Here is an 18,927-nt window from a genome sequence, read left to right on the forward strand (position 1 = left end):
ACGGCAAGGCCGGCGCCTCGGGGAGGGTGACAGTGGCGCCAGGGGGTTCACTCATGGTGGGCTCCGGCTGGATGGGGAGATCCCGGAAGCGACCGTTCTGGGCCGTAGTCAGGACAGTTGCCCGAGCGAACGCCAACGCCGGTCCGCGACGTCGAACGGCTAACGGGCCGCGTGTGCCGCCCAGTCCAGGATCCGGACGGCTGCTCCGGCCGCCTCCAGGCCATGGCATCGGGCGTGGTGGCGGCGGTCGATGCCGTCGAGGTCGAGGTGGGTGCCGAAGGCCGGGTGGGCGGCCAGGCGGCGGGCGTAGGCCCACAGGGTGGGGTGGTCGGCGATGCGCTGGACGGCACAGGCGTCGAGGTGATGGCCGTGCACGGTGTCGAGCTGGACCAGGGCGACCCACAACTCGACGTCGGCGGCTGTGACTTCGTCGCGGATCAGGTACGTCCGCCCGGCCAGCCAGCGCTCCAGCGCGCCCAGCGTTTCCAGCAGCGTGTCGAGCGCCGCCTCGCGGTCGGCCGGCCCGCCGTCGGCCGATCCCGTGTGCTGCGCCGCCTGTTCGATGCCCTGAGCGCACATCCGCTCGACGGCCTCGATCTCCGACTGGGCGCCGCACGGGTACAGCGAGGGGCCGCCGGCGCCGAAGCGGCGGGCGAGGTCGCGCATGATGTCCGGGGCGTGGGTGCTGACGATCCGTCCGGACCAGTCGTCGCTGAGCACCGGAGCGACGGCCGGCCCGGTGTACCGGTGGGCGCTCGCCTCGTACAGCGGAAGCAGAGCCGAGTGACCGCCCTCGGGGCCGTCGGGCACGGCCGGCAGGAAGGTCGCCGGGCAGACGGCGTCCAGGCCGAGCAGGCTGTGCGTGACGGCGATGCGCAGGCCGTCGGGACAGGCGGTCGACAGGTGCAGGCGGTAGCGGCCGGGAACGGCGTAGTGGCCACTACGGGCGTCCCTGCCGATCCGGCCCCGGAAGGCCGGTACGGGACGGTCGGCCGCGTGTGCGGCCAGCGGTGTGACAGTCATGACTCTCCCCGAAAGCGGGCGCGGACGTACGCGCGGCGGAAGCGACGTCGGGCTGGTCCTGGGTATCTGGCGACAGGACCTTGGGGTCAGCCCCTGGGGCTGATCGCGCTGCAGACGCGGAGCAGGTCGATGTGACGTCGGGAGGTCAGAAGAGGCGAACGGCTCACTCGGACGGTGACCGGTTCAAGGCGCCTCATGTTTCCCTACCCATTCACTAGGATTCCCCAGTGAGTGTCGATCCGACCGGCATCGGCGTCAAGAGGGCCGTCCCGCGTTCCGCAGGACGTACCGGGCCACGTCCTTGCCGAGCTGGATCCCCGCGCCGGGCCATGTACACATGGCTGACTCCACGCCGAGGGGCTGGAGGGGACGGCCCTGCTCGAGGAGGAGGCGGGGGCGGCCTTCCCCCTCGATCATCCGCTGGCCGGCCGCAGCTGGGTGGCCATCGGCGACGTCGCCGACCAGCCGTTCGTCACCGCCCGCAGCGGGCACTGGCTGTGCCGCCTGCTTTTCACGGCCCTGGCGTCGCAGCACGGCATGCGCTGGATCGCGCTCGGCATGCGCGGCGGCTGGAAATCGTCCCAGGACTGCGAGGGCGACCTCAAGGCTGGGCTTCTTCCTGGGCGCCGCCGCCCAGGCCGTGCCCCTCAGGCTGGCGACCGAGCCGATCATGGAGTATCGGGCGGGCGGCTGTGATGTCCCTGCCGACCGGTGGGTGCTACCCCGCCGTGTGGCTGGAGCTGCCGTTCGTCGGGCGGCCGGGGCTCCGCGTGGCTTTAGGGTCGAGGTGGCATGGGTCGGACGGCATGAACGAAGGTGAGGCGGAGCGCGTGATCCGGGTAGTGGTGGTGGACGACGAGGCGCTGGTCCGCTCGGGCTTCGAACTCATTCTGGGCGCCTCGCAGGACATCGAGGTCGTCGCGACCGCGAGCGGCGGCGACGCCGTCGGCACGGTCCGCCGGGAGCGGCCCGACGTCGTTCTGCTGGACATCCGGATGCCGGACGTCGACGGGCTCACCGTTCTGCGCGAGCTGCGGACGGCGCCCGACCCGCCGGTGGTGGCGATGCTGACGACATTCGACGCCGACGAGTACATCCTGACCGCGCTGCACTCCGGCGCGGCCGGTTTCCTGCTCAAGGACACCGAACCGGACCAGCTCGCCCACCTGGTGCGCACGCTGGCCGCGGGCGGCGTGGTGTTGTCCCCCAAGGCGTCCAGGACGCTGCTGCACAGCCACCCCGGCGTCGAGGCGGCCGTCGACGAGGAGGCGGCCCGCGTCCGGCTGCTCACCGCTCGCGAGCGTGACGTGCTCGTCCTGGTGGCGGAGGGCCTGTCGAACGCCGACATCGGTGCGCGCATCCACCTGGGTGTCGGCACGGTCAAGGACCATGTCAGCGCCATCCTCACCAAACTGCGGGTGACCAGCCGGGTGCAGGCCGCGCTCTTGGCGCAGCGGGCGGGCCTGCTCGCCGAGCACCCGCGGTCGAAGGCCGGGCGGTGAATCGCGCCCGCGCTCTGTGGGAGCGTGTGCCCGCGCCGGTCGTCGACCTCGTCCTGGTGGTGGCGGCGGCCGTGGACGTGTGGCTGAACCTGTGGGACGACACACACCTCGGTGTCGCGCTGGCCACGCTCGGCTGCGCCGCGTTGGCCTTCCGGCGCCGCTTTCCGCTCGGCGTGTTCCTGCTCACCCTGCCCATCGCGCTGACGCAGCCGGTCGCCATTGCTCCGCTCGCGGCGCTGTTCACGCTGGCCGAACGCTCCCGCAATCGCCGGCTCCTCGCGGTGTGCGTCGCACTGACCGCCGTCGCGAACAGCACTCCGTGGCCCCTGGCCGGTCTCACCGAGGTCGGCCGGACGATGACGCTGGTCACCTTCGTGTACGGCCTGGCGACCGCCGCGGCACCGGTCCTCATCGCGCAACTCCTCCAGGCACACCGGGACTTGGCGCGGCGCCTTGTCGAGATCGAGGAGGCAAGGGAACACGAGCGGGCACTGCACGCCCAGGCCGTGCTCGCCCGCGAACGCGCCCAACTGGCCCGCGAGATGCACGATGTGGTCTCCCACCAGGTCAGCCTGATCGCCGTACGGGCCGGGGCCCTGCAGGTCGCCACCAAGGACGCGGACGCCAAGGACGCCGCCCGCACGATCCGTTCGCTGAGCGTGACCACGCTCGACGAACTGCGCACCATGGTCACGCTGCTGCGCGCCTCCGGCGGCCACGCCACCGAGCTGACTCCTCAGCCCACCCTGGCCGACCTGCGCAAACTGGTGGAATCGAGCGGCACTCACGTGGAGTTGTCGGGTGAGCTGCCGCCCGCCGTGGGCACACCGGCCCAACGGGCCCTCTACCGTACGGTCCAGGAGGCGCTGACCAACGTCCGCAAGCACGCCCCCGGCGCCACCGCTTGCGTCGAGCTGTGGCAGAACGGCGACGACATCGGAGTGACCGTCACCAACACCCCTCCCACACGTCCCTCCCTCTCCCTCCCCGGTTCGCAGCAGGGCTTGGTCGGTCTGCGGGAACGCGCCGAGATCCTGCACGGCACCCTGGAGGCGGGGCCGACCACGGAGGGCGGCTACCGGGTGCGGCTGCGGCTTCCCCTCAGCGCGGACTGACCGACCCCGCAGGAGTTCCGTCGGCTCGCGTCGACTCACGAGGCCCACTCGCGTCCGCGGTCGGCACCGAAGAGGGCTCGGTGGCGCGGGCGATCTTCGGCGTCACCAGTGCGGTGGCCCCGCCGATCAGCAGGACCACGCCGAGCGTCACCCCCAGAAGCACGACGTCGAGAATCGCCATCATCACGATCGCCGCCACGAAGGCCACCATGCCGGTGGCCGCGAAGACGACCGCCTGGGTGCTGACGGCCCGCAGCAGCGTGGTGTCCGTGTTGACCCGGGACATCAGGTCACCCGGCGGGACCCGCTCCCATTCCGCGATGCGCAGCCGCAGCAGCCGCCCCACCAGGCTGCGCCGCGCGGCCAGGACCACCGACTCGGCCGTCCGCTCCAGCACATACGCGCCGAACGCCTCGACCGCGGCGCCCAGCAGCACCAGCACGGTGAGCGCGTTCAGGATCCCGGTGATGGTCCCACCTGTCGCGAGCCGGTCCACCAGTGTCTTGGTGGCCAGCGGCTGCAACAGTCCCCCGGCGGCCCCGACCAGGGCGCACAACAGGCCGAGAGCGACGGCCCACCGGTGCGGCCGGACATAGGCGGACAGTGCCCTGACCGTCTCTCGGGCGGACAGGGAGGTTTCATCCGTCGTCGGGACGGATGCGGTGTTCACGAAATTCCTTTCTTGAGCGGGTGTCGGCTCAGTGGACGAATGCGGCTGTCCTCGCGGCGAGGGCCTGCACCAACGCTTCGGAGACCTCAGGACGCACGACGAACAGGACGAAGGCGGCCGCCGCCAGCGTCAGGCCGAGGAACTCCAGGAACTCGCCCCTGCCCGGGACGGCGTCACGGCCCGATACATCGGCCGATGATCCGAGGCAGTCCTCGGTCTCCTTGTGTCGTGCACGGTGAGTCATGCCTCCAGCCTGGAAGCCGGGCTGCCTCGCGCCCATCCGGCAACTGTCTTCTCCACCCCCGCCGAGTGGCTGGAGAAGACCGCCGCCCCGGTCGCGCCGGAGGCCGGTCAGGACGGGACTTCGCCGGTCGGCAGGGCGCAACCCGCCGATCGGCGGGGGCGTTACCGAAGCCTGCCGGATGGCCCGCCCTCCGACGTCCACGCGAGGTTCTCCGTATGACTAAGTCACAACCGCTGCGGGAGACATCAGCTCCGCAGGAGAACTCCCCTCCGCAGCCCGGCACCACCTCCCCCGAGCCCGCCGTGCCGGCCCCGCCCGGTCCTTCAATGGGACGCCTGGTCGGGGTGGACCTTGCCCGCGCGTTGGCGGTGTTCGGCATGTATGTCGTGCACATCGGTCCCCCGCTGTCCGCGACGAGCGGCGTCGCCAGCTGGATCCGGTACATGTCGGACGGTCACTCGTCGGTCCTGTTCGCCACCCTCGCCGGGTTCTCCCTGATGCTGCTCGCCGGCCGCCGCGAGCCGAAGACCGGCCTGGCCGGCCGGCAGGCGAAGGCCCGTATCGCGATCCGCGCCGTGGTCCTGCTGGCGCTGGGCACCGTGATGGCGATGGAGTACGGGGGCGTGATCATCCTCGGCTTCTACGGTGTCTACTTCCTGCTCGCCCTGCCCCTGGTACGCCTGCGTGCCAAGACCCTCGCGATCATGGCGGCCGCGCTCGCCCTCGTCACACCGCAGCTGGCGTTCGCCCTGAACTCGCTGTTGAGCGAGTCGGTCCGGCAAGGCATCAACGCCTACGACCCGTTCCACCGCCTCAGCGGCGTCGGAGCGCTCGATCTGCTGCTCACCGGCTTCTACCCGGCGATCACGTGGATGTCGTTCGTGATCGCCGGCATGGCGCTGGCCCGCTTCGACCTGTCCTCCGGCACTGTCCAGCGGCGCCTGGCAGCGCTCGGTGCCACCCTCGCCGTGACCGCCTACGGCATGTCCTGCTGCTGGCCGGCAAGGACGCGTTGAACAGCCTCGCGGAAAGCGGGTCGTCGTCGAGCGGTTCCGGTTCGATGCCCCCCGACGGTGGATCGTTCCCCGATATGCCGGCGTCGATGCTCTTGACGGCCGGGCCGCACAGCGGCACGACGTTCGACATCATCGGCAGCGTCGGAGTCGCGATACTCGTGATCGTGGGCGCCACAGTGGCGATGGACCGCTTGACGCGACTGCGCCGTCTGGCGAAACCGGTCATCGCCGTGGGCACCATGTCCCTGACCGCCTACGTCGGCCACTTCGTGGCCCAGTCGGTGCTGGCCACGCCCGCAGGGACCGGCACCCAGCAGTCCTGGACGCCGCTGCTCCTGTACGTCCTCGGTGCGATCGTGTTCGCCGCGATCTGGTCCCGCTTCTTCCGGCGTGGCCCCCTGGAGTATCTGCTCAACGCCGCCACCAAGCCGGCGAAGCACATCCGATGACACCGGGCCGGGGTGGGACGCCTCTCCCCCACCCCGGCCTGGGCCGCTCATGGATCCAGCACATGCGGTGTGAACTTGGGTCGGCGCCGCCGTCAGGGCTTGATCGGCTTCACCTTCCTTTCGACGCCGTCGACCCGCACGGTGACATTCCCCTGGTTCCGTGCCCGGTCGGCCACGATCCTGTAGGTCCTGCCCCTCCTGTCGCGCCCCTCACAGCTGACCTCGTAGCCGCCACGGGCGAGAAGGCCGGTGAAGGAGCCCCTGGCCTTCCAGGCGTCGGGCAGGGTCGGCAGCAGATGGATGACGCCGTCGTGGCTCTGCAGCAGGATCTCTGCCACGGCGCAGATGAGGCCCTCTGCCGGGTGCGGGAGACGGCTCAAGTCTCGTGGTCAGATTCAGGACACTGCCACCGGTGCCCCTGCATAGCAGGCACGCCCATGTCCCACAGCAGAGCGATGATGCGCTCGCCACCTTCCATACGCTCCCCCATCACTGGTAGCGGGACGTTTGCACTCCTCACAATTCAGTCCGGACCTGGCGGGGCGAACAAGGAACATCCAGGGAGCGTGCGGTACATCCTGCTGCGAAGTGGGCCGGCGAGGGGGGCAGAACGCGGCCGCCCTTCCCGTACACACCGAGCAAGCGCCCCGCGCGGGCAAGTCCTTCCGCTTCATCACCGGAGCGCAGGGCTACTGGGCGCGCTGGAAGTGCACGCTCGGGCGTGCCTTCGGCTCCGACCCTCGTTGGCCGCCCCGGCGTATGCGTTGCGCGCCCGGGATGCCATGGACGCGCCTGTCTGCGAGCGGTTTCCGGACTCGCCGTCACGCGCCCTCTGACCAGGGTTGATTCCTCGGGCCGGGAGGCGTTGTGTGGGACAGCACCGTTCATCACCCTGACGCGCGGTTCACCAGGGCACAAAAGGTGCGCTGTGTGCCTGCGCTTCCTGCCGGCAGAGGGTGGCGTGGTCCCGTCGGCGCGCGGTCCCATGATCAGCATCCACTCCCACGGTCACGGCCCGCTTGCGGGTTGCGCGCGCCCGGACGTTCCGGCCCCCCTGCGCAACGCCGCGTTCGGAGGATCAATGTCCCGCTACCTGTTCGACAACAGCGCAGTCCAGACAATCGACCGGTTCACCGTTCTGGAGTCGTGCTACGACCAGTTCTCCCGACAGCAGTTGGCTCGGGCCGGGCTCACGGCCGAATGGAGATGTCTTGAAGTCGGCGGCGGCAATGCTTCGTTGGCCGACTGGATGGGTGAACGGGTCGGCCCAGGTGGTCAGGTGACTGTCACCGACCTCGATCCTCGGTGGGCCTCCTCGACTCGACGCCCGCCTCACGTCCGCCTGCTGCGGCACGACATCGTCCATGACCCGATGCCCGGCCAGGACTACGACCTCGTCCATGCCCGGCTGGTACTGCTGCACCTGCCGGAACGGCTCCAGGTCCTGCAGCGGCTGGTAGGGGCCCTACGGCCGGGAGGCTGGCTGGTGCTGGAGGAGTTCGACTGCGGATGGACGCCCGTCCTGGCAGCATCCGCGGAAGCGGAGGTCCTCTTCCACCGGGTGCACACGGCGCTGATGGGACTGCTGGCAGAAGCCGGGGCAGACCCGCTGTGGGGCAGGCGGGTGCTCGCGGCGATGATGTCGGTCCGACTGAGCGACGTCACCGCAACCACGTACGCCGAAGCATGGCGTGGCGGAAGCACCGGAATCAGCCTGCACCGCAGCAATACCGACCAGGTCGCCGACCGCCTCACGCAGGCCGGGATCACCGACGAGGAACTGAGCGCCTTCCGCCACCTGCTGACCGACCCGGCGTTCGTCGTCAACTCCTACCCGCTGATCAGCGTCCGCGGACGCCGCCCCTCTGAGAACGACGGGCAGGAAGGCATCCGATGACACGCCGCTATCTTCAGGCACACCTCCCCCTCACCGAGGAGCCCTTGCTCCTGATGGCCCGTCTGGTGCGCAGCGGCCTGTTCGCCCCGTACATGGTGTACGAGAACGGTGACGAGTGGTCGTTGGCCGGGGGCGCCTTGACCTGCGTCCGGCTCCACGCTGGGCAGACGCGGGATCTGGAACAGGTCCCCGGGCTCCTGGCCGAGACGCCCGTGTCCGACTGGCGGGCGTACGGCTGGGCGGCGTTCGAGCTGGGGCCCGCGCTCGCCGGCGCCTGCCTGGAGGCGGACGAAACCCTGCTGCACCTGCTCGTCCCGTCCGACGAGGTACGCGCCTCGGGGGACGGTGTGGTGGTGCGCTGCCTGGACCGGGAGCGGCTGGAGCTGCTGGTCCGGCTCGCGGGCACCCGGGACGACGCCACGGCCCAGGAGCCCGCCGCCCGGATCCGCCTGCCGCTGGAGGACACGGGCAACTACCGGTCCGCAGTCGCGGCAGCCCTCGTCGAACTGCGCGGCGGCGGCCCGCTTCAGAAGGTGGTCCTCTCCCGCCGGGTCGCCGTACCGGCCGAGGTCGATCTTGTGGCCACCTACGTCGCGGGTCGGCAGGCCAACACCCCGGCTCGCTCCTTCCTGCTCGACCTCGGCGGTATCCGGGCGGCCGGGTTCAGTCCCGAGACGGTCGCCGAGATCACCGGTGACGGCCGTGTCACCACCCGCCCGTTGGCCGGCACCAGGGCCCGCACGGGATCCGCGGACGTGGACGCCGGGTTGCGGACCGACCTCCTTGGCGACCCGAAGGAGATCCATGAACACGCCATCTCCGTCAGACTCGCGCTGCAGGACCTCGCCGCAGTCTGCGACGAGACCGCGGTCAGCCAGTACATGACGGTCCTGGACCGCGGCAGCGTCCAGCATCTGGCTTCCACGGTCACCGGACGGCTCCGCCCCGGCTGCGGTCCCTGGCAGGCGTTCGCGGCTCTCTTCCCCGCGGTCACCGCCACCGGCATCCCCAAAGCGCCCGCCTACCCCCTCATCCGCGCCCTCGAAGGCAGGCCCCGGGGCCTGTACGCAGGCGCCGTACTGACCTGCGACGCCTCCGGCGTTCTCGACGCCGCCCTCGTCCTGCGCAGCGTGTTCCAACAGGACGGCCGGTCCTGGCTCCAGGCCGGAGCCGGAATCGTCCAGCACTCCCGGCCCGAACGGGAACACGAGGAAACCTGCGAGAAGCTACGCGGCGTCGCCCACCACCTCGTCCCCGCCAACCGTCCGCTCGCCAAGGACCAGACGCCCGGCTCTCCGCCGCTGCGGTGACGAGGGGGGCGGGCGCCAACTGGTCGGGGAGCCAGCGTGGCACGAACCTCCTGGCCGAGGCAGACTCCCACCGATGCGTCTGACGCCCTGACCGACCGGTTGGCCGCGCATCACGCGCAGTTGTCGGCCGGGGTCGAGGTGGGTGTGAGCACGACCTGGGTCCGCCGAGGACAGGGTGATGGTCGTCGTCCTGACCTGAAGCAGCGAGCTCGTTGTGGGAGGGCTCAGGGCCGTCGACGAGGGCGTGCCCAGCGAACTTCGTCGCCACCATCCGGGTGCAACGGACCTCTCACACGACCCATCGGACCTACCGGGCCAGCCTTGGCGGTGTCATCGATCAGAGACAGGTGGGCGGGCGAACAGGTCCTGGGTGTAAAGCGGGATGCCGTTGTGGATCGCTTCCGGAGCGGTGTAGCGGCCGACTTCGAAGTGCCAGTCGTGGTTGCCGCGGGTCAGCGCTTTGTAGGCCGCCACGCAAGCCGCGACCTGCTCCTGGGTCGGGCCGTCGGCGCCGGCAGCGATGAGTTGCCCGGCCAACACCGCTTCGTGGGCAGCAATGTCGTTGATCTTCTGCGTCAGTAGTGCGTTGAGATGGTCAAGGGCCGCGGCCTGGTCACAGTCTCGCTCGGCCATGACGATGTCGACCGCGTTGCTGTTGTTCAGGGCACGGTCCTTGGCTACGGAGAAGATGTCGTTGAGCAGCCCGATGTGCTCACAGACCAGACGTCGGATCGCTGCCAGAGCAGGCAGGTGCCGGACAAAGTCAGGCAGGTCGATACCCAGGGCGGCCTCGGCGTGATCGGCGCAGTAGAAGAGAATAGCGACCGACTGACACCGGAACGGAATGTACTCCGCCAGGCTGGTGAACTGCGTCCCGGTCACTCTTCCGATGGTCTCGGTGTGGTAGGTCCACAGGACCGTGCAGAAATCGTGGAGATGGACACGTTTCCATTCCCTGGACCGATCTCGCACAGTTGCCTGCCACAGATCCACCAGTGCACGCGCGTAAGGCTCCCGCACAGGCCCACCAGCGACCGCATCGGACAGTTCCCTGATCACTGCCTGGCACTGCTGCGGGTCGCGGCCGGCGGGGCCGTCGTCGAATTCGTCGTCGACTACGAACCCCCATGCCAGCCATTGCATATGGCGTACAAGAGCGTCACGATCAGCTTTTGGGTAGTACCGGGCAGCCATCAGATCGGGACGGGTCCGTTCCACCTGAGCCCACGCCTCTCGCGTCGTCACCAGCTGGTGGTGGACCAGCCAGTCCTGCAGTCGCTGCCTCGCTTCTTCCAGAAAGGGGTTCGGTGGCTCTACCGGGTAAGGCATGTAAAACACCGGGACATGGGGTGCCGGCACGGGAGCTCCTTTTCCAAGAGGGATGACGCCTGAGAAAGTGATCATCGAGATTCGCGAGAAACGGACAGATTCCGTCCGCACTCGATCCGCAGCCGGGCGCCAAACACCCCTGAATGCTTACCCGCTCCAGTGGCGAGAAGAAACGAGAGGAGGGGCCTGGCGGACAGCCGCCCCCTCCAATTGCCTCACGCCTGGGCTGTTCACCGCTGCGCGGCGTACGGCCACCCTGACAATCCTCAGGTACCGTCGGCTCCCCCTCCTCCCTACGGTTCGAGTCGTCCTCCAGACCCCGGCCTCATCACGGGGTCCTTCCACAGACAGGAAGAGACGACTCTCATGCGCCTGCTCCGTTCCACCCTCGCCACGGTCGCGGCACTGTGCACGGTCGCCACCGGTGTCGTCCTCGCCCAGCCCCCGCAGCCCGCCGCGGCCGCGGCCTCCGACTGCGTGGGAGGCAAGCGCGGCTTCCGCGACCACCCGGACAACGCCTCGGGCGACACCAGGAAGCCGCGGGAGTTCTGGGTCGGCAACGTCCACTTCACGCTCGAGAAGGGCGTCTACGGCAGCACACAGATCGGCTTCGGCAAGATCAGCGGTCAGACCCGGCCCGGCGACAAGGTCTGGATGGACTGGCGGGCAGGCGGCTGGGACAACGCCGACTCCGTGTCCCCCTGGCTCCAGTGCGGTCCCTTCACCGTCCGGTCCGCGGGACAGAGCCTGACCACGCCCTTCCGGAGGACCAGCACCGACCCCGCGTACCAGTTCCGGGTCTGCGGCTCGCTGGTCACGGATCCCCCGGCCAAGTGCTCCGCCTGGTGGTAGATCACGCGGGGTCACAGCCGGGGGCGCCTGCCTTCGACTCGGAGCTGAACGCGGGTGAAGGGCGGAGCTGTCTTCTCGCTCACCGAAAGGTGTTCGGCGGTTTCCGCGACCGTGCGGCCCGCGGACAGCAGGTCCAGGGTGGTGCATTCCCGTGGCGAAAGCCCGTATACGTCGTCGGACTTCCCCATCGAAGCGGAGTCGGAGTCGGCGGAGGAGGTCGAGTCGGCGGCCAGCCTTCGCAGCCGTACGAGTCGGTCGGCACCAGCGGATGCAGCACGCCGATCCCTCCAGCGGTGCTCGACAGGGCTTCGACCAGGTCGCCGGACTCGGGTACGGCCACGGTCTGCGGGCCGACGGCCGTGCCGGCGACGGTGACGTGGAGGTCGTAGGAGTTGTCGAGGAGTTTCGCGTTGTAGGGCCCCGGGTCACGATCTCCCAGACGCCAGGGGTCGGGCGGGGGTACTCGATCACGTCCGGCGCCGGGTTGACGTCGTCCTCGAAAGGGCGGGGGACGGCGTACGGGTCCATGCCGGAGAAGGAGGAGGTGTGGTCGTCGGTCTGGGTGCGCGTGATCTCCAGGGAGGTGGCGCCCTCGGGGCACGGTCACGAAGTAGGTGCGCAAGTTGTTGCGTTGCACGGGGCCCGATACGGAGTAGGTGGGCTCGGCGGGGGTGGAGACGATGACGGTCGTCTGGATCTGCTTGGCGTACTGGAAGCAACTCGCCACCCGTCCGTACATCTGGGGCGCGTCCGTCTGGGCCATGTTCGACTTCGCCTCCGACGGCCGCAGCGAAGGGAGCCAGCCCGGGCTCAACGACAAGGGCCTGGTCACCCGCGACCGACAGATCCGCAAGCACGCCTTCTACTGGTACAAGGCCAACTGGGCGACCACTCCCACCCTCTACATCACCAGCCGCCGCTGGACCCAGCGCACCGACGCCACCACCGAAGTGAAGGTCTACTCCAACGCAAGCCAGGTCACGGCCCGCCAAGGCATGCCGCCGCCACGAACGCCTGCGCTTCGACTACGCCAGCCCGCACACCGGCCCCACCGTCCGTGATGTCGATCCGTACAGCCTGGTCAGCTTCGTCCGCCGCTGGTATCTCGTCGCGTGGGACACCATCGCGGCGACTGGCGTACGCGGGTCTGTCCGTCAGGAGTTCGGCATCAGGGGTTCGTAAGCGTTACCGCGTCGGCGCGGCCTCGGTGGGCCGGGCCGCCGCCACCGTCAGGAGAGCGAAGGCGGCGGCGAAGCCGAGCATGGTGAAGACCCCCTTGGGCCAGAAGATGTGGCTGTCGACGAACGACCAGCAGGCGGCGAACAGGACGGCGGCGCCCGGCAACACCCGCACGCCGTGCCGGCGCCAGAGCACCGCACACGTGGCGAACGAGGCCACGGCGAGTCCGTAGACACCGGCCCGGCCCAGTTCGTCTCCGACGACGAACAACGGTCCGGCCGCACCCCGGACGCCGTGGTCGACCACGGTGCCGGCGGATATGCCGGCCACCGCGTCCAGACCGGAGTAGTACGCGGCGAACCAGAGGCACCCGGCCCAGGCGAGAACCGTCAGCGCCCCCTCCGCATCCCGGCGGGGCCTCCCCCACAGGGGGGCCACCAGGCCGAGGACGAGGAGAGGGAAGACGGGCAGCAGGGCGATGTGCATCCCGGCCCAGTGGCCGGCCGTCGATGCCGTCAGATGCCGGGGATGCATCAGACCAGCGGCGGCCAACAGCAGCGGAGCCGCAGTGACCAGAACTGTCACGCGCACGGTACGGAAGGATCGCATCCCGTCACGCTAGGCGGCCGCCCACTGCTCCGCCGTCCCCGCTCACCACGCGTAAGACCTCCGTAAGACGGCAGGCCCGTCGGCGAGAGTGAAGAACTCACCTGACATGCCGACGACGACCGCTCCAGGCCCTCCGCACAGCCAGGCCGGAGCAGCACCGGCAGCGCCCCGCTCACGCACCGGCAGCACCCCGGAAGTCCAGGCCCGTCATGCGGGTGTTGCCGTCGGCGGGCGGGGGCGACGGGATCCCACAAATGAGACACGAGGTCGGTCGGACCTGTCGGGGCAGCCACCACCGCCGGGTGGCCGACCACAGGATTGGCCCCCTCCAGGAGGGCCGGGAGCAGAAGCAAATCCCCGGCGAGCCAAGTTCTTACGGAGGCATGACGCGCCGTCGGATTCCCGACGCTGCCGTTGATCCCGCCCGTAACCATGGGCGCAACCAGCCTCACCGCGCCTGACGGCGAATGCCTACCGCGGTGTGATCCGAAGCTCGCAAGACCCCACTTGATTCGAACCTTCAGAGGAATCCCATGCGACGCAACATGCGCAAGCGATCGAAGACGGCTCGCCGAGCCATCGCCGCGGTAGCAGGCCTGGCTCTGGGAGCGGGCGGGCTGATAGCGGTCAACGTGTACGCCTCCGCCCACGAGAACGGCGACAGCGCCTCGACCAGGCGCGCATCCCAGGAGGCGAACCAAGTCCTGGCGGCCGGAGCCACGACGATCAGCTGCCCGGATGTCGGGGCGAAGCTGAGCTCGGTCCCTGACGGGGCCAGGGCGCTGGTCGACAGGGAGCTCGCGCTCCTCGACCAGCAGGTGGCCGAGGCATACCGGCGGCTGCAAACCTCGGCCCGTGCCATCCAGCAGGACAGCGACTTCGCCAACAACGCGATCATGGGACCGCTCAAGGACAAGCGGGTCGCGACGATCGACCGGATCGCGATCGCCATCGGCAGGTCGGGCCCCAGGCCGCAGGGCCTTGAACCCCTCGCCGCCTGTTCGCTGCGCACCGTCGGCAACCAGCAGGGCACCGGCCAGGGGCAGGGGCAGGGGCAGGGGCAGGGGCAGGGCAACGACGCCGGCCAGAACGGAAACGGCGGCCCTGCGGGCAATGGTCCGGTTGCCTCCGACTTCGTGGACATCACCACCGTCCAGCCGAATGTGCAGCGGCCCCGTACATCGCGCGGCGCTTCCAAGGGCCTCTTCACGACTCGCTGCGGCGTCAACGCCAACAAGCTGTACAACTCCGACAACATCATCGTGGCCCCCGGTGTGAGTAACGGCGCGCACCACACACATGACTACGTCGGCAACCAGGACAACGACGCGTTCACCACGAACGAGGAGTTCGCCGCCGCCGCGACAAGTTGCCGCAACCAGGGCGACAAGTCCACTTACTACTGGCCCGTGCTGCGACTGCAGGACGGCACCCAGGAGTTCGACGCCGAGCAGCTCGGGGGCGGGGCCGAGGGCAACACCGGCCGGATTCTGACCGCCTCGCAGGTCACCCTGAACTTCGTCGGCAGCCCGCGCGGCAAGGTCGTGGCGATGCCCAAGTTCCTGCGTATCATCACCGGCGACGCCAAAGCGTTCACCAACGGCACAGCGAACGCCAACGCGGCCTGGAGCTGCACCGGCTTCGAGGACCGGCAGCTGACGGACAAGTATCCGATCTGCCCCGAAGGCAGCAAGCTGGTCCGTACGTCCAAGTTCCAGAGCTGCTGGGACGGCCGGAGCACCGACAGCGCCAACCACCGCGCGCACGTCGCGTTCGCCGACCCGAAGACCGGTGCCTGCCCGAACGGCTTCAAGGCCATCCCACAGCTGGTCCAGCGCCTCGTCTACGACGTGGACGCCCCCAGCCTCGACGACAACGGCAAGGCCAACCCGTTCTACGCGGTGGACGGCTTCCCGGAGCAGATGCACAAGCCGATCACGGACCACGGCGACTTCATCAACGTCTTCGACGAGAGCCTCATGAACCGGATGGTCCAGTGCATCAACACCGGTCGACAGTGCCGATGATCGCGTTTCCGGGATACTAAGCCCCTGGAAGCCGACCCTTGGGCCGGCCTGCGCAGGCCCACACCGCACAGGCAGTACAGCCGCCGCACCGCCCTCATCACACACCGCGCGCAAGAGCCCCGCCGCATTCCCGGCGGGGCTTCGCCGTGTCACGGGTCCTCAAGTCGGCGAAAACGTGCTCATCCGCGGCGGGTTCGCGGGCGGCGAGCTTGCTCGCCTCCTTGAGCTACCGACGAAATGCGGCTCGTTAGGTGACGGAATGTCGCGGGTCAGCCGTCTGGGCGGCCAGGTCCGTTGTGACGGTGCACGATAGTCGGCCCGTGGCCCCGGTCCTCGCTCACCTCCTCGCTCACCCACGGGCAGAGATTCCGCAGGCGTCCGGATGGGTCAGGGTGTGGGCGAGGCTTCGGTGAGTGCCATCCACTCTCGGATCGTCTCCTGATGCGATCCTTTCGCCGTACTCGCAGCCACCGCTTCGGCGTCCTCAACTGAGCACGGCGTTCCTGCTCGGGTGAGCAGGACGAGCGGCCACGCAGGGCCCGCGCCGGGCGGCTCCCCGTCGAACGCGGTCCAGTTCCAGGGCCCGTCGAACCGCCATGCGCGGCCGACGGCATCGGCGACCTCGTCGCCCACCTGGAGGGATGCGTATGGGCGCATCAACAGCTCGAAGGTGAAGGGGATCCCGTCGCCAGGGTGGATGGTGTAACCGGAGCCGTCAAGGTGGCTCTCGTCCGGGAACTCGCGATAGGACAGACCTCGGGGCAGCACCGTCACCGTCTGGGTGGGATGTGGCAGCCAGGCCGTCTCCAGCGGAGGGTCATGGTGTTCGACGTCTGTCACGTGCACGACGGTGGGTGGAACGCCGACCCGGCAGATGTCTCCCGCCTTCAATTGTTCGGGCGGGGGGTCCGTTCGAAAGAGCTCGGCCTCCACCTCGGGCGAGACGCTCCCGCCGCTGTTCACGCCGAGGGCAACGACCCCGTTCCAGTGCGCGAACTCATTCTGGGTGTCGATTTCCCACCACGGCCATCGCACCGACACGTGATCCCACGTGAGACCCTGCTCGACCCTGGTCACAGTGAAGGGGCAAGCAACCGACAGCACGTCACCGACCCGGAAGTCCCCCTCGTCAATCATTCGGTCAGGGTAGACGGGTTCCTCTGGCGGCATACGCGGACCTTCCAGCCAGGGCTCCCGCTCAGGCCTGCCGTCCCCCCATCGGACGGAAGTTCACTCGGGAACCTTCAAACCTCAGCACGGGAGATCCCCACCTCACGGACCATGTTGCCGCAGGTCAACGAATTCCGTCGGTAGCCCGCAACAGCAGCGGCCGCGACACCCGTGTGCCACCCGGCCCATGAAAATGCTGCGCTACATGACTTTGTACCTCTCAGATTGACCTTGATCAGTCGCTGCACAGTTCAATTGGATCTTGCCTGGGGCCGAGGCGCTGAACGCCTGGCCGGCCGGTCTCACGACTGTGAAGGTCAGGCAGGACTGACGACTCCCGCTTCGGCGCCCAACTCAACACGAGCCGCCGCGATGACCGCATTGCGCTTGTCCGAGAAGTGAAGGTGGGTGCGGTCTGATGGTGGCACCCACACAGCATCTGTGACCACGAGGGTGAGACTGTGGGCGGCCTCCCACACGGGCGGCGAGCAAAGCAGTTCCACCTCCAGCCGACACAACCACAACGTGCTGGTCAATTCGGAGGCCTCGTCGGGATGCAGCTCCTGTCCGTCCCACCGCTGCTCCGCAAGTCGCTCAACGGGACGCACAGCGGCGAAGAATCGCAGTAGAACGTCCTTACGCTCATCACGGAGCCGGGCATCGGCCAAGCGCTGCTCCTGGAGCACGCTCAAACGCGTGCGCCAACGTTCGCCGAGGAGAGTCGCCACGACTCCTACTGTCGCGCCGAGCAGAGCACTCGCCGCTGAGATGATGTTCGGCCACAGGTCCATGGACGTCAGGATGGTGGATACCAACCACCGGTAGACGACGCTTCTCTACATCGAGCCCCAGCGTCAGGGCCGACGGAAGTGCAGAGTCGGCTTGACCAACCACAGGGCCGATCACGCACTCGCACCTTGCGCGTCGCTGGTCGCCGGACATCGTAGCGGCGGGCGGAGAGGCCATGCTTGAAGGGCTCACCGATTTCCTCGCGCAGCAGCGCCAGGACGTCGGCCGCGTCGGTGTCGGACAGATGGGCCGGGGCGACTTCCAACATCAGCTCGCCGATCGCGTACGTACTGGCGGCGAGGTCATCGACGGCGCGGCGCAGTGCGGCGATCCCGGATCCGCGCCCTGACCCTGCTGGGCACACTGCGCGACGAGATTCTCCGGGTCAGCTGAACAACCCCGCTGCCGACCTCGAAGCCCGGCTTCTCGAAGGGGGCCAGTCATGACGACCACTCCGGACCAGCCCCGACCTCCTCGCCTACGACCAGGCCGCCTCGCTCGCTCGGCTGCTTCCGTGGGCGAGAGCGGGCAGCGATCAGACCGTTCGGTGGTTCGTCGCCGGTCTCGGCGTCGAAGCCCCATAACGTGCACCTGGCCGACGGCGCGTCATGACAAGTCTCCTGGAAGTGGTGGGGTAGGGGGTGGAATCAGTGAGCGGGCATGCGGCCCGTCAGTGGTGCGGGGCGGCGATGGCGGCGAGTTCCGTGCCGGGGCGGACAGAGAGCCCGTTCATGCCGTAGATGATCGTTCCGGTGGCAGTGGCGGTGACCTTGTGCTCGGTGCCGTCGATCGGGTCGATGATGCGGCCGATGGTCTGCCCCTCGGTCACCTTGTCACCAGTGACCGCGGCCGGGTACCACAGACCGGTGACCTTGGACGCGACCTCGCCCGTCCAGATCCACTCGCGCGGCGGCACGGTTGGCGGCTTGACGTGCTGCGACGCCTCGATGACACCGAGGTGGTGCAGCAGCCGGTACAGGGCGTCGAGCAGCCTGCGCACGGTGACGGGGTCGCGGTCGCCGAGTTGCCCGGTCTCGACGAGGATCGCGGGGACGCCCTGCCGGTTCGCGGCGGCGTGGCTGTTGCCGCCGTCCGCGCTGGTGCTGAAGATGACCCGCTCGTATCCGACCGCGTGGGCCATCGCCCTGTTCTTCGCGTCCAGTTCGTCGTCACCGGTCAGGCGGTAGCCGACGAAGTCGAGCAGACGCTGGTCGATGCCGCCGCTGTGCAGGTCCACGTAGGCGTCGGCACCATCGATCAGGTGCTCGAACAGCCAGGCCGCCATGCGGTCGGTGGGGCCGCCGTCCTTGTCGCCGGGGAAGACGCGGTTGATGTTGACGCCGTCCAGCGGGGAGATGTTGAGCCTGCCCCCGTACAGGGCCGGGGGGTTGGCCACGGGGCAGATCACCACCTGGCCGGCGACATCGTCCGGCTCCAGCAGCCCGGCCAGGCGGGTGGCGACGTCGACGCCGACGAACTCGCCGCCGTGGACACCACCGGTGATCACGACTCGCGGGCCGGGACGGGAGCCGTTGACGAGGATCAGGGGAACCTCCGCCGTCGTGGAGCCGAGGTCGGCGGGCAGCACCCCGCGCTTCTTCTGGCCGGGCTCGGCCCGCAGCGCGCCGATGGTCAGGGTCATGTCTTACCTCGTTCGGACTCAGGCCGCGGTACGGCCGTTCGTGGTGATGAAGTCGATCGGCTGGGAGGTGCGGCCCTCCAGCGCGAGGTCCGCGGCGATGTCGC

General features: G+C 69.1%; 20 protein-coding genes and 2 pseudogenes. 11 read left to right on the top strand and 11 right to left on the bottom strand.

The features are described from left to right. Positions 1-159: 159 nt before the first annotated feature. The gene (locus ACFZBP_RS37800; RefSeq protein ID WP_391420296.1) at positions 160-1,023 is read right to left on the bottom strand and encodes a glutathione S-transferase C-terminal domain-containing protein; all 864 of its coding nucleotides are present in this window, start codon (positions 1,021-1,023) and stop codon (positions 160-162) included. An 86-nt stretch (positions 1,024-1,109) separates the two neighbouring features. After that, positions 1,110-1,220 (bottom strand): putative leader peptide, encoded by a 111-nt coding sequence (locus ACFZBP_RS37805; protein ID WP_383458130.1) that lies wholly within the window; start codon positions 1,218-1,220, stop codon positions 1,110-1,112. A gap of 178 nt (positions 1,221-1,398) precedes the next feature. Here ACFZBP_RS37805 and ACFZBP_RS37810 point away from each other — a divergent pair, with 178 nt between their 5' ends. From ACFZBP_RS37810 to ACFZBP_RS37820, 3 genes are all read left to right on the top strand, one after another. Beyond that, positions 1,399-1,719 carry a hypothetical protein gene (locus tag ACFZBP_RS37810; RefSeq protein WP_391420411.1) on the top strand — a complete coding sequence of 107 codons (321 nt, stop codon included), beginning with the start codon at positions 1,399-1,401 and terminating at the stop codon, positions 1,717-1,719. A 110-nt stretch (positions 1,720-1,829) separates the two neighbouring features. Next, entirely contained in the window at positions 1,830-2,525 is a 696-nt protein-coding gene (locus ACFZBP_RS37815; RefSeq protein WP_391420299.1) for a response regulator, read from the top strand. Beyond that, a complete protein-coding gene (locus ACFZBP_RS37820; RefSeq protein WP_391420302.1) occupies positions 2,522-3,640 on the top strand; it encodes a histidine kinase in 1,119 nt (372 codons plus the stop codon). Before ACFZBP_RS37815 ends, ACFZBP_RS37820 begins: the two co-directional genes overlap by 4 nt. 46 nt (positions 3,641-3,686) lie before the next feature. Here ACFZBP_RS37820 and ACFZBP_RS37825 read toward each other — a convergent pair. Further along, positions 3,687-4,310, bottom strand: a pseudogene (locus tag ACFZBP_RS37825) (ABC transporter transmembrane domain-containing protein); the annotation flags it as partial. A gap of 28 nt (positions 4,311-4,338) precedes the next feature. Further along, positions 4,339-4,554: a hypothetical protein gene (locus tag ACFZBP_RS37830; RefSeq protein WP_391420304.1), complete on the bottom strand. Its 216-nt coding sequence runs from the start codon at positions 4,552-4,554 to the stop codon at positions 4,339-4,341. A gap of 215 nt (positions 4,555-4,769) precedes the next feature. On the opposite strand from ACFZBP_RS37830, the pseudogene ACFZBP_RS37835 reads away from it, so the two are divergent. Beyond that, positions 4,770-6,019, top strand: a pseudogene (locus ACFZBP_RS37835) (DUF418 domain-containing protein). Between the two features lie 92 nt (positions 6,020-6,111). Here ACFZBP_RS37835 and ACFZBP_RS37840 read toward each other — a convergent pair. Then, the gene (locus ACFZBP_RS37840) at positions 6,112-6,357 is read right to left on the bottom strand and encodes a glycoside hydrolase family 95-like protein (protein ID WP_391420307.1); all 246 of its coding nucleotides are present in this window, start codon (positions 6,355-6,357) and stop codon (positions 6,112-6,114) included. Between the two features lie 743 nt (positions 6,358-7,100). On the opposite strand from ACFZBP_RS37840, the gene ACFZBP_RS37845 reads away from it, so the two are divergent. Both ACFZBP_RS37845 and ACFZBP_RS37850 read left to right on the top strand, forming a co-directional pair. Then, the gene (locus ACFZBP_RS37845) at positions 7,101-7,916 is read left to right on the top strand and encodes a methyltransferase (RefSeq protein ID WP_391420309.1); all 816 of its coding nucleotides are present in this window, start codon (positions 7,101-7,103) and stop codon (positions 7,914-7,916) included. Continuing rightward, a complete protein-coding gene (locus ACFZBP_RS37850) occupies positions 7,913-9,226 on the top strand; it encodes a salicylate synthase (protein WP_391420311.1) in 1,314 nt (437 codons plus the stop codon). Before ACFZBP_RS37845 ends, ACFZBP_RS37850 begins: the two co-directional genes overlap by 4 nt. A gap of 330 nt (positions 9,227-9,556) precedes the next feature. On the opposite strand, the gene ACFZBP_RS37855 is transcribed toward ACFZBP_RS37850, so the two are convergent. Further along, the gene (locus ACFZBP_RS37855) at positions 9,557-10,585 is read right to left on the bottom strand and encodes a terpene cyclase (protein ID WP_391420314.1); all 1,029 of its coding nucleotides are present in this window, start codon (positions 10,583-10,585) and stop codon (positions 9,557-9,559) included. Positions 10,586-10,921: 336 nt separating this feature from the next. Here ACFZBP_RS37855 and ACFZBP_RS37860 point away from each other — a divergent pair, with 336 nt between their 5' ends. Next, a complete protein-coding gene (locus tag ACFZBP_RS37860) occupies positions 10,922-11,407 on the top strand; it encodes a hypothetical protein (protein WP_391420316.1) in 486 nt (161 codons plus the stop codon). A gap of 11 nt (positions 11,408-11,418) precedes the next feature. Here ACFZBP_RS37860 and ACFZBP_RS37865 read toward each other — a convergent pair whose 3' ends face one another. Next, complete coding sequence (locus ACFZBP_RS37865; RefSeq protein ID WP_391420318.1) at positions 11,419-11,595, bottom strand: LuxR C-terminal-related transcriptional regulator; 177 nt, start codon at positions 11,593-11,595, stop codon at positions 11,419-11,421. Between the two features lie 492 nt (positions 11,596-12,087). Between ACFZBP_RS37865 and ACFZBP_RS37870 the strand changes: the two genes are divergently transcribed. Then, positions 12,088-12,468, top strand: a complete 381-nt coding sequence (locus ACFZBP_RS37870) for a hypothetical protein (RefSeq protein WP_391420321.1) — start codon at positions 12,088-12,090, stop codon at positions 12,466-12,468. Next, positions 12,422-12,589 carry a WYL domain-containing protein gene (locus ACFZBP_RS37875; RefSeq protein ID WP_391420413.1) on the top strand — a complete coding sequence of 56 codons (168 nt, stop codon included), beginning with the start codon at positions 12,422-12,424 and terminating at the stop codon, positions 12,587-12,589. The genes ACFZBP_RS37870 and ACFZBP_RS37875 overlap by 47 nt, the downstream gene beginning before the upstream one ends. Positions 12,590-12,592: 3 nt before the next feature. On the opposite strand, the gene ACFZBP_RS37880 is transcribed toward ACFZBP_RS37875, so the two are convergent. Continuing rightward, the gene (locus ACFZBP_RS37880; RefSeq protein ID WP_391420323.1) at positions 12,593-13,177 is read right to left on the bottom strand and encodes a hypothetical protein; all 585 of its coding nucleotides are present in this window, start codon (positions 13,175-13,177) and stop codon (positions 12,593-12,595) included. Positions 13,178-13,728: 551 nt separating this feature from the next. Here ACFZBP_RS37880 and ACFZBP_RS37885 point away from each other — a divergent pair. Then, positions 13,729-15,222, top strand: coding sequence for a DUF1996 domain-containing protein (locus tag ACFZBP_RS37885; RefSeq protein ID WP_391420325.1), 1,494 nt, complete (start codon positions 13,729-13,731; stop codon positions 15,220-15,222). 387 nt (positions 15,223-15,609) lie between these two features. On the opposite strand, the gene ACFZBP_RS37890 is transcribed toward ACFZBP_RS37885, so the two are convergent. Both ACFZBP_RS37890 and ACFZBP_RS37895 read right to left on the bottom strand, forming a co-directional pair. Then, positions 15,610-16,359, bottom strand: coding sequence for a hypothetical protein (locus tag ACFZBP_RS37890; protein ID WP_391420327.1), 750 nt, complete (start codon positions 16,357-16,359; stop codon positions 15,610-15,612). Between the two features lie 350 nt (positions 16,360-16,709). Continuing rightward, positions 16,710-17,183 (bottom strand): hypothetical protein, encoded by a 474-nt coding sequence (locus ACFZBP_RS37895; RefSeq protein WP_391420329.1) that lies wholly within the window; start codon positions 17,181-17,183, stop codon positions 16,710-16,712. A gap of 173 nt (positions 17,184-17,356) precedes the next feature. Here ACFZBP_RS37895 and ACFZBP_RS37900 point away from each other — a divergent pair, with 173 nt between their 5' ends. Beyond that, positions 17,357-17,530 (top strand): hypothetical protein, encoded by a 174-nt coding sequence (locus tag ACFZBP_RS37900; RefSeq protein ID WP_391420331.1) that lies wholly within the window; start codon positions 17,357-17,359, stop codon positions 17,528-17,530. A 321-nt stretch (positions 17,531-17,851) separates the two neighbouring features. Here the strand turns inward: ACFZBP_RS37900 and ACFZBP_RS37905 are convergent, their stop codons facing one another. After that, the gene (locus tag ACFZBP_RS37905) at positions 17,852-18,823 is read right to left on the bottom strand and encodes a succinylglutamate desuccinylase/aspartoacylase family protein (protein WP_391420333.1); all 972 of its coding nucleotides are present in this window, start codon (positions 18,821-18,823) and stop codon (positions 17,852-17,854) included. Between the last annotated feature and the right edge of the window lie 104 nt (positions 18,824-18,927).

This window comes from Streptomyces sp. NPDC008086, from assembly GCF_042957325.1.
Taxonomy (GTDB): domain Bacteria; phylum Actinomycetota; class Actinomycetes; order Streptomycetales; family Streptomycetaceae; genus Streptomyces.

Excerpts from the sequence above, each read along its gene's own strand:
- ACFZBP_RS37845 (WP_391420309.1), top strand. The coding sequence starts at position 7,101 with ATGTCCCGCTACCTGTTCGACAACAGCGCAGTCCAGACAATCGACCGG.
- ACFZBP_RS37850 (WP_391420311.1), top strand. The coding sequence starts at position 7,913 with ATGACACGCCGCTATCTTCAGGCACACCTCCCCCTCACCGAGGAGCCC.
- ACFZBP_RS37885 (WP_391420325.1), top strand. The coding sequence starts at position 13,729 with ATGCGACGCAACATGCGCAAGCGATCGAAGACGGCTCGCCGAGCCATC.
- ACFZBP_RS37905 (WP_391420333.1), bottom strand. The coding sequence starts at position 18,823 with ATGACCCTGACCATCGGCGCGCTGCGGGCCGAGCCCGGCCAGAAGAAG.
- ACFZBP_RS37865 (WP_391420318.1), bottom strand. The coding sequence starts at position 11,595 with ATGGGGAAGTCCGACGACGTATACGGGCTTTCGCCACGGGAATGCACC.
- ACFZBP_RS37860 (WP_391420316.1), top strand. The coding sequence starts at position 10,922 with ATGCGCCTGCTCCGTTCCACCCTCGCCACGGTCGCGGCACTGTGCACG.
- ACFZBP_RS37890 (WP_391420327.1), bottom strand. The coding sequence starts at position 16,359 with ATGATTGACGAGGGGGACTTCCGGGTCGGTGACGTGCTGTCGGTTGCT.
- ACFZBP_RS37815 (WP_391420299.1), top strand. The coding sequence starts at position 1,830 with ATGAACGAAGGTGAGGCGGAGCGCGTGATCCGGGTAGTGGTGGTGGAC.
- ACFZBP_RS37870 (WP_391420321.1), top strand. The coding sequence starts at position 12,088 with ATGACGGTCGTCTGGATCTGCTTGGCGTACTGGAAGCAACTCGCCACC.
- ACFZBP_RS37800 (WP_391420296.1), bottom strand. The coding sequence starts at position 1,023 with ATGACTGTCACACCGCTGGCCGCACACGCGGCCGACCGTCCCGTACCG.
- ACFZBP_RS37805 (WP_383458130.1), bottom strand. The coding sequence starts at position 1,220 with ATGAGGCGCCTTGAACCGGTCACCGTCCGAGTGAGCCGTTCGCCTCTT.
- ACFZBP_RS37900 (WP_391420331.1), top strand. The coding sequence starts at position 17,357 with ATGCTTGAAGGGCTCACCGATTTCCTCGCGCAGCAGCGCCAGGACGTC.
- ACFZBP_RS37895 (WP_391420329.1), bottom strand. The coding sequence starts at position 17,183 with ATGGACCTGTGGCCGAACATCATCTCAGCGGCGAGTGCTCTGCTCGGC.
- ACFZBP_RS37830 (WP_391420304.1), bottom strand. The coding sequence starts at position 4,554 with ATGACTCACCGTGCACGACACAAGGAGACCGAGGACTGCCTCGGATCA.